Here is a 14,317-nt window from a genome sequence, read left to right on the forward strand (position 1 = left end):
GTATCTGCCGTGCAGGTGACCGGCAGGGGAGTAACAGAATTTCCGTTTGTACCGTGGAGAAAGCATTGACGACCTGACAGATATAATAAGCCGAGGACAAAAAAGATGGCCCGACCCTGTACCCTCTCTGAATCAGCGCATTACCTGATGGCACTGGACGCCGGAACCGGAAGCGTCCGTGCCGTGATTTTCGACCTGGAAGGCAAACAAATCGCGGTGGGACAAGCGGAATGGCGGCACCTTGCCGTACCGGATGTTCCCGGCTCAATGGAGTTTGATCTGGGGAAAAACTGGCAACTGGCCTGTGAATGCATCCATCAGGCATTACACAACGCCGGGATTGCGCCGGAAGCGATTGCTGCTGTCTCCGCTTGTTCGATGCGCGAAGGCATTGTGGTTTATGACGCAGAGGGAACGCCCGTCTGGGCCTGTGCAAACGTGGATGCCAGAGCGGCACGGGAAGTCAGCGAGCTTAAGGAGATCCACGACTACACCTTCGAAAGCGAGGTTTATCGCAGCACCGGTCAGACGCTGGCGTTGAGCGCCATCCCGCGTCTGCTCTGGCTGGCGCACCATCGTTCGGATATCTATCGTCGCGCTTCGACGGTGACGATGATCAGCGACTGGATGGCCTACATGCTCAGCGGCGAGCTGGCGGTGGATCCTTCCAATGCCGGAACCACGGGCCTGTTGGACCTCAAAACGCGCGACTGGAAGCCGTCATTGCTACAGATGGCCGGACTGCGCTCGGATATTCTCTCACCGGTAAAAGAGACCGGGACGCTGCTGGGAAAAGTGACGGCCCAGGCCGCCGCACAGTGCGGGTTGAAAGCAGGCACGCCGGTGGTTGTCGGAGGCGGAGATGTTCAGTTGGGCTGCCTCGGCCTTGGGGTCGTACGTCCGGCGCAAACCGCCGTATTGGGCGGAACATTCTGGCAGCAGGTAGTGAATTTACCCGCGCCGATTGTTGATCCTGAGATGAATGTGCGCATTAATCCACACGTCATTCCGGGGATGGTACAAACCGAATCCATCAGCTTTTTTACCGGTCTGACGATGCGCTGGTTCCGCGACGCTTTCTGCGCCGAAGAAAAGCTGATTGCCGAGCGTCTGGGCGTCGACACCTACACGCTCCTGGAAGAGATGGCCTCCAGGGTACCGGCAGGCGCATGGGGAGTGATGCCGATTTTCTCCGACCGGATGCGTTTCAAAAGCTGGTATCACGCCGCCCCTTCATTTATCAACCTGTCTATCGATCCGGAAAAATGCAATAAGGCCACGCTGTTCCGCGCGCTGGAAGAGAATGCGGCCATTGTGTCGACCTGCAATTTACAGCAAATCGCTGATTTTACGGGGATCCATCCCACGTCGCTGGTGTTTGCGGGAGGAGGCTCGAAGGGCAAGCTCTGGAGCCAGATTCTGGCGGACGTTTCAGGGCTGACGGTCAACGTTCCTGTGGTCAAAGAGGCAACGGCGCTGGGCTGCGCCATTGCCGCCGGCGTCGGGGCAGGGATCTGGTCATCCATGGCTGAGACCGGTGAACGACTGGTGCGCTGGGAGCGGGAGCATGTGCCAGACAAAGAGAAACATGAGCTTTATCGGGAATCACGAGAAAAATGGCAGGCGGTATATCAGGAACAGTTAGGTCTGGTCGATCACGGGTTGACCACCTCGCTGTGGAAAGCGCCGGGTTTATAACAGGAGATCGTCATGATTAAATCGAATGAAGCGCAGCATGAGTACCGTTTTGGCGACAGTGGTCCGAAGTATCTCATTCGCGGTCCGGTATGTGACATGGGCGTCGTCATGCTCCAGCCCGGTCAGTCTTTTCCCAATCATCAGCACATCGAAGCCTGTGAAATTTTTTATACCCTGGCAGGCGAAGTGACGCTGTACCTGAACGGTGAGCCCTACACGTTAGGCTCGGGGGATGTTCTGCACTGCGATCCCGGTGAAGCGCATTTTCTGGTGAACAACGGGGATGTGCCGTGGAAGGGCGTCTTTGTGAAATCCCCCCATATACCGGGTGACAGCCATCCCGTCGAGCCTGCCGGGTATTAGCTTCCGGGATTTGTTAATAGACATCAGCGGTCGGATAGCCATTTGTTATCCGACCGTTTCGCTGCGATTTCCTCCTCGTTACATCTCGTTGCTTATCATTTTGTGATCAAGGCTAAAAAACACACAGACTGCCGCTCTCTCTGATTTACCTCTACGCACGGCCTGCATTACAGTGAATTTATAAATAAGAACGTTGTTCTATAATGTAGAACAACACTGGAGCGCCTGAACCCCGTCGCTCGGGAGAGTGAGAAGATGTCTATCAACACCATTTTTACGCCGCAGGACGAACAGTTCTATGCGGTGAAAACCCACGCAGCCGGCCCCCAGGGCGCGTTGCCGCTGACGCCGCAGATGTTACTGGAATCCCCCAGCGGCAATCTTTTTGGCATGACGCAAAATGCCGGAATGGGCTGGGATGCTAACAAACTCACTGGCAGAGAAGTGCTATTGATTGGCACCCAGGGGGGGATTCGCCATTCGGATGGTCGTCCCATCGCACTCGGTTATCACACCGGGCACTGGGAGATTGGCCTGCAAATGTCGGCGGCGGCGAAGGAGATCACCCGCCTGAGTGGTATTCCGTTCGCGGCGTTTGTCAGCGACCCGTGTGATGGTCGCTCGCAGGGGACGCACGGGATGTTCGATTCGCTACCTTATCGTAACGACGCGGCGATTGTCTTTCGTCGTTTGATTCGTTCACTGCCGACACGGCGGGCGGTAATTGGCGTGGCGACCTGCGATAAGGGCTTACCCGCGACGATGATTGCGCTGGCGTCAATGCACGATCTGCCGGTGATCCTCGTGCCGGGCGGGGCGACACTGCCGCCAACCTTTGGCGAAGATGCCGGAAAGGTACAAACCATCGGGGCGCGTTACGCGAGTAACGAACTGAGTTTGAAAGAGGCGTCCGAATTGGGGTGTCGCGCTTGCGCGTCGCCCGGCGGCGGATGCCAGTTCCTGGGCACCGCAGGGACCTCGCAGGTGGTGGCGGAAGCGTTAGGACTGGCGCTGCCGCACTCGGCGCTGGCGCCATCAGGCCAGGAGGTGTGGCTGGAGATTGCGCGTCAGTCGGCACGGGCAGTGATGGCGCTGGATGAGAAGGGGATCACCGCCCGCGACATCCTCACCGATAAAGCGATAGAGAATGCGATGGTGGTGCACGCGGCCTTCGGGGGATCGACGAATTTGCTGCTGCATATACCGGCTATCGCCCATGCCGCCAGATGTCGCCTGCCGGATGTGGCGCAGTGGAGCGCCATCAACCGCAAGGTGCCGCGCCTGGTCAGCGTGCTGCCCAACGGGCCGGATTATCACCCGACGGTGCGCGCATTCCTGGCGGGAGGTGTGCCGGAGGTGATGCTGCACCTGCGTCGACTGGGGTTACTGCATGAAGATGTGATGACGGTGACCGGGCAGACGCTTGGTGAAAACCTCGACTGGTGGGAGCACTGCGAACGACGGGTGAAATTCCGCCAGTGCCTGCGCGATCGGGACGGAGTGGATCCGGATGACGTGATCCTGTCGCCGGAAGGAGCAAAAGCCAAAGGGATGACCTCCACGGTAGCATTCCCGGTGGGCAATATCGCGCCTGAAGGTTCAGTTATCAAAGCGACGGCTATCGATCCGTCAGTGGTGGATGAGGACGGTGTGTATCGCCATACGGGCGAGGCACGCGTCTTTGTCTCCGAAGAGGCGGCGATCAAAGCCATCAAACAGGGGCAGATCCAGCAGGGCGATATCATGGTAATCATCGGTGGCGGGCCATCCGGTACCGGCATGGAGGAGACTTACCAGCTCACCTCGGCGCTGAAGCATATCTCATGGGGGAAAACCGTATCGCTCATTACCGATGCTCGTTTTTCCGGCGTATCCACCGGCGCTTGCCTGGGGCACGTTGCGCCGGAAGCGCTGGCGGGAGGGCCTATTGGCAAACTGCGCACGGGGGATGTGATTGAAATCGTGGTCGATCGCCTGTCATTGAAAGGCAGCGTGAACTTTATCGGCAGCGCGCAAGCACGATTGACGCCGGCAGAGGGCGCGACGGTACTGGCGGAGCGCGAGTTACATCCCGACCTGAAGGCCCATGACTATCTGCCAGACGATACGCGACTGTGGGCCGCGCTGCAGGCCATCAGTGGTGGTACCTGGAAAGGGTGCATCTATGATACCGATAAAATTATTGAGGTGATTAACGCCGGGAAAAAAGCACTTGGGCTTTGAATAATTAAAATTAATTTACCCGATCGCCGAAAAATTATTTTCGGCGACTGATAACATGAGGCTGAAATATATTATCCTTTACGGGAGGGATGGCTTTTTTTATTTTTCGGGAAAGTGAATCGTTATCACAGAAGTTAAAATACATAATCACTAAAGCAAATATGACAATTGTTGCCTCATCTAATCTCTCTCTACAATCTTCCTCGTAAGCATCATCTGGTAAGCACACGGATAAAGGGTGTATTCCTCACAAAGTTCTCGTTCAGATATTTAATTTTGTAGGTCCCGGTCATTCGGAACGTATTTCTCTCATATGATCTGGAGGTAGAAATGCAGTTAACAATGAAAGATAAAATTGGTTATGGACTGGGGGACACCGCCTGCGGGTTTGTCTGGCAGGCCACGATGTTTTTACTGGCCTATTTCTATACGGATGTCTTTGGCCTTTCCGCAGGCGTGATGGGCACATTATTCCTGATTTCGCGCGTGCTGGATGCGATAACCGATCCATTAATGGGACTAATGGTTGACCGAACGCGTACCCGCTACGGCCAGTTTCGTCCCTATCTGTTGTGGGGGGCGATCCCGTTTGGCATCGTCTGCGTATTAACGTTTTATACGCCTGATTTCTCCGCTCAGGGTAAAATTATCTACGCGTCTGTCACCTATATTTTACTGACGCTGGTTTATACCTTCGTTAATGTCCCCTATTGTGCAATGCCCGGCGCCATTACCGCCGATCCAAAAGAGCGTCATGCTTTACAATCGTGGCGTTTTTTCCTGGCCGCTGCCGGTTCATTAGCCATTAGCGGCATTGCTTTGCCGTTGGTGAAAATTATCGGCAAGGGGGATGAACAAGTCGGGTATTTTGGCGCGATGTGTGTGCTGGGCATTTGCGGTGTGATACTGCTGTTTGTGTGCTTCTTTACGACCAAAGAACGTTATACGTTCGAGATTCAACCTGAATCCTCTGTTAAGAAAGACCTTAAATTGCTGATGGGCAATAGCCAGTGGCGAATTATGTGCGTCTTTAAAATGATGGCCACCGGTTCGAACGTTGTTCGCGGTGGCGCAACGCTCTATTTTGTAAAATACGTGATGGACCATCCTGAACTGGCAACGCAGTTTCTGCTCTATGGTAGCCTGGCGACCATGTTTGGCTCCCTTTGTTCGTCTCGTCTGCTCGGTCGCTTTGACCGCGTCACGTCGTTTAAGTGGATTATTGGCATTTACTCACTGATCAGCCTGAGTATTTTCTTTATTCCGTCGGACAATATCGCGCTGATATTTGCGCTGAATATTTTGTTCCTGTTTGTCTTTAATACCACCACCCCGTTGCAATGGTTGATGGCCTCTGATGTGGTGGATTACGAAGAGAGCCGAAGCGGGCGTCGCCTCGATGGCCTGGTATTCTCCACCTATCTCTTCAGCCTGAAAATCGGACTGGCCATTGGTGGCGCGCTGGTGGGCTGGATCCTTGCCTTCTCCAGCTACTCGGCAGGTAACGCCGTGCAGCCAGATAACGTCCTGACAACCATCAAAATCCTCTTCTGTATCGTACCGGTCGTACTTTACGTCGGTATGTTTACGCTGCTTTCGTTCTACAAACTGAGCAGCAAGCGTGTGGAAGAGATCAGCCAGCAACTGCAACGTCAGCGCACCGCGCAGCCTGAGAAAAACCCTGCCGATGCCGCTGTGGCGGTGAACTGAGGAGAGAATCATGTATCAGATTGAAAACCCGATCCTGACCGGCTTCAACCCGGACCCGTCTCTGTGCCGCGTGGGGGAAGATTATTATATTGCCACCTCAACCTTTGAATGGTTTCCTGGCGTGCGTATTTATCATTCTCGCGACCTGAAACACTGGTCTCTGGTCAGTACACCGCTCGACAGCGTGGCGCTACTGGATATGAAAGGTAATCCAGACTCTGGCGGCATCTGGGCACCTTGCCTGAGCTATGCCGATGGCAAATTCTGGCTGCTGTATACCGACGTTAAAATCGTTGATTCGCCATGGAAAAATGGCCGCAACTTCCTGGTTACCGCTCCGTCTGTTGAAGGGCCGTGGAGCGCACCCGTTTCAATGGGCAACGGCGGGTTTGACCCTTCACTCTTCCATGACGCGGATGGACGAAAATACTATATCTATCGCCCGTGGGGACCACGCCATCACAGTAACCCCCATAACACCATTGTGCTGCAGGAGTATTTCGCTGACACACAAACGCTTTCGCCGCATCGTTCAACGCTCTTTACCGGTACACCGTTAGGCTATACCGAAGGGGCACATATTTATCACCGCGAGGGCTATTACTATCTGGTGGTCGCGGAAGGAGGAACCAGCTACGAACATGCCGTGGTGGTATTGCGGGCGAAAAATATTGATGGGCCATACGAGCTGCATCCTGATGTGACGATGATGACCAGCTGGCATCTGCCGGAAAATCCGTTACAGAAGAGTGGTCATGGTTCATTGCTGGAGACGCATACAGGCGAATGGTATCTGGCGTATCTGACCAGTCGCCCGCTGCATCTTCCGGGAATCCCGCGATTAGCGGCGGGCGGGCGGGGATACTGTCCGCTCGGGCGTGAGACAGGGATTGCGCGTATCGAGTGGCGTGACGGCTGGCCCTATGTTGAGGGGGGTAAACATGCCGCGCTGACGGTGCCGGGGCCGCGGATGGCGGAGCAGGCCGCCGCCAGAACGGGGGCGTGGCGGACGGATTTTGACAGTGAAAGGCTCGATCCGGAACTGCAGACCCTGCGTATCCCGTTTGATGACCAGCTTGGCTCGCTTACCGCCAGACCCGGATTTTTACGTCTGTATGGCAATGATTCACTGAATTCCACCTTTACCCAGTCAACGGTCGCCCGCCGCTGGCAGCATTTCTGTTTCCGTGCTGAAACGCAGATGGCTTTTTCCCCTCGCTACTTTCAACAAAGCGCAGGGCTAACCTGTTACTACAACAGTAAAAACTGGACATACTGCTTTATGGACTGGGAAGAGGGGCGTGGGCGGACGCTGAAGATTATTCAGCTCGACCACAACGTGGCGCACTGGCATCTTTACGATAATCCGATTCTGGTGCCGGAGAATGCGGAAAACGTCTGGCTGCGCGTGGATGTGGACCATCTGGAATACCGCTATAGCTACTCATTCGATGGCGATCGCTGGCAGACCATTCCGCTAACGTTTGAGGCGTGGAAACTTTCGGATGACTATATTGGCGGCAGAGGCTTCTTTACCGGGGCATTTGTCGGTTTGCACTGTGAGGATATCAGCGGCGACGGCTGCTACGCCGATTTCGCGACATTCTCTTATCAGCCCAACGTATAGCGAGACGCTGGCTAGGGTTGACGGTAGCCCAGCGTTATCGACAACCCCAGCCCGGCATCCATCAGTTTCTGGCGCCAGGCTGTCAGCTCATTGTCGTTAACGCGAGAAGTGAGGGTTGAGAGGCTCAGGGCCGCGATAACCCGCGATTCATGATTCCAGACCGGTACCGCGACGCAGCGCACGCCGGGCTCATTCTCTTCGTTATCCAGCGCATACCGGTTGCGGCGGGTTTCTTTCAGCTCGGCAAGCAGTGAGGCACGATCGGTAATGGTGGAGGGCGTAAAGCCGTTGAACTGATACCCCTCTAGCACCGCGGCAAGTTCTTCATCATCCAGCCAGGCGAGCAGCACCTTACCGATAGCCGTGGCGTGAACGGGCAAACGGCGACCAATTCGCGAGTAGGCGATGGCAGCCTGCTTACCTTCAATTTTCTCTATGTAGACGCCTTCGCTGCCGTCCAGAATACCCAGATGCGTGGTCTGTCCCGTTTCCTGCGAGAGACGGGTCAACCAGCTTTTTGCCTTCTGGCGAATATCCATCGTGCCAACAACAAAGTGGCCACGCTCGACCAGCTTCATCCCCAGGCGGTATTTCCCGTTTTCCGGGTTCTGATCGATATAGCCATGTAGTTGAAGCGTTTTGAGGAGCGAGTGGAGGGTACTTTTGCTCAATCCCATCAGTTTGCTTATCTCGGTGATTTTGAGTTCCGTCGCCTGTTCATTAAACAAGTCGAGGATCTGCAAAGCACGTTCAACAGACTGAATTATTGGCATAATTTTCCACCGTCCACGAAGGATTTTTCTTGTGTGACCGTACTATTTTCGTTGCGGAAAAGCAATGCCGGACACGCTTGCATGATGCACGTTTTTGGCCGGATAAGCGCAGGATTGCCCGATGCTTGTGTAGTCTACGGGTGGGTCAACTCTCGCTACCCTGGCTGCGTTGAAGGCATCTCGTTGCAAACTTATCCTTCAAGTCTGCAAATTCTCTCATTCCCCCAACTCAAAGACATTCTGATTATACTTGCGCCATAAACTCATTTTGCTGATCCCCAGATGGACGGCGACTTTCTCCTGATCCTGTTCAAAAAGATCCATATAAAACGCAATAATCTGTCGCTCAAGATCTTTAATCACGGCTTTCAGTTGCCCCTTACTCAGATCCGCGACGATCGTTCCGGTCGCCTGTGACGAGTTGAAGGATTTAAGCGCGTTAAAACCGGTGAGATTTAATATTTCAAACAGCGAAGCGTTGGGGAATCCGGCGGATAATAGCGCCAGTCGTTCAATGATAAAATTCAGTTCGCGCACGTTTCCCGGCCAGTTGTAGGTGGAAAACAGGGCGATGAACTGCGCCAGCTTATGCCCACAGCCCGATTTTTCGAGGAAGTGGTCAGCCAGAAAACGGACATCGCCCTCTCTTTCCCGCAGTGGCGGTACCATCAGCGGTAAGACGTTTAGACGGTAATAGAGGTCACCGCGAAACGAGCCTTCCTCCGCCATTTTCTCCAGAGACCGGTTGGTGGCGCCAATAATCCGCACATCGACAGGAATAATGTCCTTTCCCCCCACGCGCATAATTTCGTATTCCTGTAAGACGCGTAATAAACGGCTCTGAATGGGTAGCGGTAGTTCGCCAATTTCATCGAGAAATAAGGTTCCCTGGTGCGCCAGTTCAATCAGACCTTCTTTTCCTTCGCGCCGCGCCCCGGTAAAGGAGCCGCCTTCATAACCAAACAGTTCGCTTTCCAGCAGGGTTTCCGGGATGGCGGCGCAGTTAATGGCGACAAAAGGACCCCGGTGGCGTTTACTCTGGTTATGAATACTTTGCGCGAATAACTCTTTACCGGTGCCGGATTCTCCATAAATCATCACCGGCGAGTGGGTATTCGCATAAATTTTTGCCAGATGAATCACCGACTCCATGTGTTTATTTTGCGTGAGGATATGCTCAAACCGGTAACGGGCGGTGAAGCCTTTTTTCATCAGCTTGCCACGAATAATCCGTTCCACTTTTTGAATTTGCGGCGTATCGGTAAACGAGCACACCACTCCGATACACTGCGTTCCACGAAATATCGGCACCCGACTGGTAATGATGGACGTATTGTCCAGATCCATAATCTCCCGAATTTCGGGGGATTTTGTCAGCAATACCTGATTAATCCGCGTATTTTTGATGACGGTATCCACCGGTTTGCCAATCACCTGCGAGGACATCAGGCCAAATATGTTTTCTGCGGATTTATTGAAAATCTGGATCTCGTTATTTTCATTGGTGACGATGATCCCTTCCGTAATCGAGGAGAGGATTATCTCCAGGCGCGCCATATCCTGCTGCTTGCGGTGAGTTGTCTCAACGATAGCCATCGCCTCGCGCAGGGCACTATTCACCGATTCCAGGCCATTTTCGATCAGAATTCCCTGCATCGCATAGTGCTCCGCCGTGTCTGAGACCGGTAATCCTCCCGCTACAGTCTGGAAATTTCTCGCGCGGCATTTTTTGAGTTTATCGACCATATCGGCGTGCGACAGAAAGATAAATTCTTCAATCTCTACTTCCAGTGCGGTCGCTACCAGATTTACGTCAGATAAATAGTTCTGATAATTAAAAAAAGCGATTTTATGCGGATGTTTTTTCAGCGGTGTGAGCGATTTAAGTAAATCCAGCGCGGACGTGAGAATACGCACCACGGGAATTTTAGTCACGCGATCGATATAGTCCGCCGTACCGCCACGACTAATAATGATGTCATAAAAATCAGGATCGAGATTGCGGGCGATCCCCGCCGCTTTTTCCAGACTGCCGTGAAAGACATGGCAATTAAAAATACCGGCGCATTGTTCAGTAACAACGGCTGCCAGTGCCGGATAGGGGGTAATCAAGGCCAGGTTGGGTAATGTTTTGTGTGACATAAATCACCATGTAAAATTTGTGGCTATCACAAATCAATATCACAACTGTTATAGATTTCAAAATTGAAAGGCATTTTCCCCTCTTTCATATAAATAATAAAAATCAATAAGGTCAGTAATATCATCTGGTTATGATGTTAATTTTTGTTTTATTCATTTCTGGCACGCATCTTGGATTGCACAGGGTACAGGCGAGCAGCCTTGTTGCACTATCCAATAAAAAGTGAGGGAAAGAATGAATAAACAGTCTGGTGTATTAAGTGGGGTTCGCGTTCTGGATTTAACCCGGGTACTGGCTGGTCCCTATTGCGGGATGATGCTGGCGGATTTCGGCGCAGATGTCATTAAAATCGAATTGCCGGGAAAAGGGGATGATTCGCGGGCTAACGCGCCGCAGATAAATGGCGAAAGTGCCTATTTCATGAATTTAAACCGCAATAAGCGCGGGATGACGCTGAATCTTAAATCGGAAGAAGGTCGACAGATATTCCTCGATTTAGTCCGCGACAGCGACGTGGTGCTGGAAAACTATCGCCCAGGGGTGATGGAAAAACTGGGGCTCGGTTATGAGGATTTACGCAAAGTAAATCCGGCGATTATTTACGGCGCGGTTTCCGGCTTTGGTCATACCGGACCGTATTCGAAACGCGCGGGCTACGACATTATCGGCCAGGCCATGAGTGGATTGATGAGCACTACCGGTTGGCCTGATACACCGCCTACTCGTACCGGAACAGCCATTGCCGATGTGGTTGGCGGAATGAGTTGCGCCATCGGCGTCCTTGCCGCTTACGTTAATCGTCTGAAAACCGGTGTCGGTGAAAAAGTGGATATTGCGCTGGTCGACTCGATGGTATCGTCACTGGAAATTATCAACATTATTTACCTTAATACCGGACGTATTCCGACGCGTATTGGTAACCGCTATGAAGCGATTTATCCGTATGACTCTTTCCAGGCGCGTGATGGCTACGTCATTATTGCCTGCGGTAATGACAAATTATACGGTCTACTGAAACACGTCCTGCAAATAAGCGCCCTGGAAGATGAGAAATTTAAATCTAACCTCGACCGTGTCGCCCACCACGCCGAACTGAAAGAAATAATCGAATGCTGGACCCGCGATTTAGATATCGACACCATCGTGACGTTGCTGCTGGATGCCGGTATTCCTTCTGCGCCGATCAATACCATTGACCGCGTGACGCAGGATCCACATATTGCCGGAGCCCGCGAAATGTTTGTCGATATTGAACACCCGGTCGCCGGGAAAATTACCATGACCGGCAATCAGGTTAAATTCACGCATAACAAGGCAACCATCAGAATGCCTGCGCCAACGCTCGGTCAACACAATTACGAAGTGCTTAAAGAACGTCTGAACTATTCAGATGAAAAAATTGAGCAGCTCATTCGTTCAGGCATTCTGTAAGGGATTTCACCATGTCGACATTTATCCAGATTACGGAAGTGGGACCGAGAGACGGCTTTCAGAATATCAAAACGTTTATCCCCACCGATTTAAAAATAAAAATTATCGATCGTCTGGTTGAGGCGGGTATCGGTGCGATGGAAATCACCTCGATGGTCAGCCCGAAAGCGATCCCACAAATGCGTGATGCCCGTGAGGTTATTCAGCATGTTCTGACCACGCATCCGCATATTATTCCCTCCGTGTTAGTACCGAACATAAAGGGTGCGAGCCTCGCTAATGAGGCGGGTATTAAAAATATTAACTATGTCGTTTCGGTCAGCCCGGCGCACAACAAGGCCAACATTAACCGGACCCATGCCGAATCGCTGGAGGATCTTTATAACATTCGCCAGACCTTTGCGGATATGACCATCACGCTGTCGCTGGCGACGGTATTTGGCTGCCCGTTTATTGGCGAGACGAGTCGTGAAACGTTGATGGATATGATCAAGTTTGCGGATGACCTCGGGATTTCGGCGATCACCCTGTGCGATACCATCGGCGTCGCCAACCCGACCCAGACGTTGTCCGTGCTGCACGGGATCCAGCAGAAATTCCCCAAAATGGATATTGGTTTGCATCTGCATAATACCCACGGCATGGCGCTGGCCTGCATGTTTGCTGGCGTTCAGTCCGGGATCACGCGCTTTGAGACCGCCGTCGGCGGACTGGGCGGGTGTCCTTTTGCGCCAGGCGCCGCCGGCAATGCGGCGACCGAGGATGCGGTGAATATGTTTAACCGAATGGGGCTCGATACGGGGATTTCCCTGCCTGACCTGCTGGATATCGCAAACCTGATCCGCAGCACGATCGAGCCGGTATTGTTGAGCAGTCTTTCGCGTGCCAGAACCTACGGTGAATTTAATTTTCGCAGCGAACAATTCTGACCTCTGATACGGAAACAGACATGATGAATAATAATATCGGGAAACCGAAGATGACCCATTACAGATGGTGGGTCATGAGTTTTATCTTTGTTACCTACACCGTGGCGAACGCCGACCGCGCGAATATCGGCTTTGCTATTCCGTTTATTCAGGAAGAGTTTCAAATCTCGAATACCATGGCCGGGTTGTTGATCAGCCTGTTCTTTGCCGGATATGCTTTTTTTCAGATCCCTGCCGGGTATTTAATTAAGAAATTCGGGATGCGTAATGCCTTTGCGATGGGGATGTTATTAACCTCCGTGTTTACGGGGTTGATGGGGATGGTGAATAACATTTTCCTGCTAAAGATCCTGCGTTTTATGGTGGGCGTCTGTGAGTCGCCGGTGGTTATTGGCTCGACGGTGACCATTAACCAGTGGTTCCCGTCGAAGGAGAAAGGGACGGCGACCGGGCTGTTTCTGGCGGGATCCAAGTTTGGTCCGCTGATTGTCCCGCCGTTGTGCGCATGGATAATCACCGTCTGGGGATGGCGTTATATTTTTGTTTTCTTTGCTATTCCGGGCATGCTGTTGGCGATCTTCTGGTATCTGATGGTTCGCAATAAGCCGGAAGAAAGCCGCTTCGTTAATGAGCAAGAAGTCGCTTATATCCGTGAAGAACAGCTGCCGGCGACGACCCAGGAAGCCGCCGCACCGGTCGCGCCAGAGTTCAATTATTGCTGGCTCGACAAGCTGATTCGCACAAAGCAGGTGGAAGAACTGTCCTGTTCGAAGCAGGTTTTCCGTTGCTGGGATATTTACGGCGTCGCGCTGGGATACTTTTCGATGGTGGGGATTGTCAGCGTGCTGATGTCCTGGCTGCCCAAGTATCTGATCACCGAGCGCGGATTCGATCTGACGAGTTCTGCCGCTCTGGCCGCGGCACCGTTCCTCGGGACGGTAATGGGCAACTTTATTGGCGGCGTTCTTTCCGATCGGGTGCTGAACAAGCGGCGTAAACCGCTGATGTTGCTCAGTGCCGGGGCGACGATTTTCACCATGTACTCGCTGGTTTATGCGCCGGAAAGCAAAATCGTTCTGTCGCTGATGCTGTTCCTGTTGGGGCTGATGCTGTCGCTGGGCTATTCGGCTTACTCGGTCTACGCGATGGGACGGGCGAATAAAGACATTTACCCGATCGCTTATAGCGTGATCAACATGGGCGGACAACTGGGCGGAATGTGTATGCCGCTGATTGTGGGCATAATTCTGGATGCCTACAACTGGGATGCGGTGTTCATGGCGATGACCGGATTCTGTGTTCTGTGCTTTATTCTGGTCTCCACGGTCATTGAACCCTTGTCGAAAAATATGAAGGTCAACTACCGGTAACCGGCGTGATGATGTGCGGGTAAGCATATGGGCTAACCCGCACTTCGCCG

10 protein-coding genes are annotated in these 14,317 nt (G+C 52.8%); 8 read left to right on the forward strand and 2 right to left on the reverse strand.

Annotated elements, in window-relative coordinates:
- The first annotated feature begins 105 nt into the window (after positions 1-105).
- The 5 genes from lsrK (at position 106) to ACERJC_RS12100 (ending at position 7,621) form a co-directional block, all read left to right on the forward strand.
- On the forward strand, positions 106-1,698 hold the full coding sequence (gene lsrK, locus ACERJC_RS12080; RefSeq protein WP_373671775.1) for an autoinducer-2 kinase: 1,593 nt from the start codon (positions 106-108) through the stop codon (positions 1,696-1,698).
- Between the two features lie 12 nt (positions 1,699-1,710).
- Positions 1,711-2,061 carry a cupin domain-containing protein gene (locus ACERJC_RS12085; RefSeq protein WP_046487256.1) on the forward strand — a complete coding sequence of 117 codons (351 nt, stop codon included), beginning with the start codon at positions 1,711-1,713 and terminating at the stop codon, positions 2,059-2,061.
- 255 nt (positions 2,062-2,316) lie between these two features.
- On the forward strand, positions 2,317-4,284 hold the full coding sequence (locus ACERJC_RS12090; RefSeq protein ID WP_373671776.1) for a YjhG/YagF family D-xylonate dehydratase: 1,968 nt from the start codon (positions 2,317-2,319) through the stop codon (positions 4,282-4,284).
- 330 nt (positions 4,285-4,614) lie between these two features.
- A complete protein-coding gene (locus ACERJC_RS12095; protein WP_152401899.1) occupies positions 4,615-5,994 on the forward strand; it encodes a glycoside-pentoside-hexuronide (GPH):cation symporter in 1,380 nt (459 codons plus the stop codon).
- 10 nt (positions 5,995-6,004) lie between these two features.
- Positions 6,005-7,621: a glycoside hydrolase family 43 protein gene (locus ACERJC_RS12100; protein ID WP_373671777.1), complete on the forward strand. Its 1,617-nt coding sequence runs from the start codon at positions 6,005-6,007 to the stop codon at positions 7,619-7,621.
- 11 nt (positions 7,622-7,632) lie between these two features.
- On the opposite strand, the gene ACERJC_RS12105 is transcribed toward ACERJC_RS12100, so the two are convergent.
- A complete protein-coding gene (locus ACERJC_RS12105) occupies positions 7,633-8,394 on the reverse strand; it encodes an IclR family transcriptional regulator (RefSeq protein WP_152401903.1) in 762 nt (253 codons plus the stop codon).
- Positions 8,395-8,610: 216 nt separating this feature from the next.
- The gene (locus tag ACERJC_RS12110) at positions 8,611-10,536 is read right to left on the reverse strand and encodes a sigma 54-interacting transcriptional regulator (protein WP_373671778.1); all 1,926 of its coding nucleotides are present in this window, start codon (positions 10,534-10,536) and stop codon (positions 8,611-8,613) included.
- Positions 10,537-10,771: 235 nt separating this feature from the next.
- Here ACERJC_RS12110 and ACERJC_RS12115 point away from each other — a divergent pair, with 235 nt between their 5' ends.
- From ACERJC_RS12115 to ACERJC_RS12125, 3 genes are read left to right on the forward strand one after another with little or no spacing between them, the layout of a single operon-like run.
- A complete protein-coding gene (locus tag ACERJC_RS12115) occupies positions 10,772-11,968 on the forward strand; it encodes a CaiB/BaiF CoA transferase family protein (RefSeq protein ID WP_152401908.1) in 1,197 nt (398 codons plus the stop codon).
- Positions 11,969-11,979: 11 nt separating this feature from the next.
- A complete protein-coding gene (locus ACERJC_RS12120; RefSeq protein WP_373671779.1) occupies positions 11,980-12,897 on the forward strand; it encodes a hydroxymethylglutaryl-CoA lyase in 918 nt (305 codons plus the stop codon).
- Positions 12,898-12,917: 20 nt separating this feature from the next.
- Positions 12,918-14,267 carry an MFS transporter gene (locus tag ACERJC_RS12125; protein ID WP_152401912.1) on the forward strand — a complete coding sequence of 450 codons (1,350 nt, stop codon included), beginning with the start codon at positions 12,918-12,920 and terminating at the stop codon, positions 14,265-14,267.
- Positions 14,268-14,317: the final 50 nt, after the last annotated feature.

This window comes from Citrobacter telavivensis (assembly GCF_041807075.1).
Lineage (GTDB): Bacteria > Pseudomonadota > Gammaproteobacteria > Enterobacterales > Enterobacteriaceae > Citrobacter_A > Citrobacter_A telavivensis.

Coding starts and splice junctions, on each gene's coding strand:
- ACERJC_RS12120 (WP_373671779.1), top strand. CDS start 11,980: ATGTCGACATTTATCCAGATTACGGAAGTGGGACCGAGAGACGGCTTT.
- ACERJC_RS12090 (WP_373671776.1), top strand. CDS start 2,317: ATGTCTATCAACACCATTTTTACGCCGCAGGACGAACAGTTCTATGCG.
- ACERJC_RS12105 (WP_152401903.1), bottom strand. CDS start 8,394: ATGCCAATAATTCAGTCTGTTGAACGTGCTTTGCAGATCCTCGACTTG.
- ACERJC_RS12125 (WP_152401912.1), top strand. CDS start 12,918: ATGATGAATAATAATATCGGGAAACCGAAGATGACCCATTACAGATGG.
- lsrK (WP_373671775.1), top strand. CDS start 106: ATGGCCCGACCCTGTACCCTCTCTGAATCAGCGCATTACCTGATGGCA.
- ACERJC_RS12115 (WP_152401908.1), top strand. CDS start 10,772: ATGAATAAACAGTCTGGTGTATTAAGTGGGGTTCGCGTTCTGGATTTA.
- ACERJC_RS12095 (WP_152401899.1), top strand. CDS start 4,615: ATGCAGTTAACAATGAAAGATAAAATTGGTTATGGACTGGGGGACACC.
- ACERJC_RS12085 (WP_046487256.1), top strand. CDS start 1,711: ATGATTAAATCGAATGAAGCGCAGCATGAGTACCGTTTTGGCGACAGT.
- ACERJC_RS12100 (WP_373671777.1), top strand. CDS start 6,005: ATGTATCAGATTGAAAACCCGATCCTGACCGGCTTCAACCCGGACCCG.
- ACERJC_RS12110 (WP_373671778.1), bottom strand. CDS start 10,536: ATGTCACACAAAACATTACCCAACCTGGCCTTGATTACCCCCTATCCG.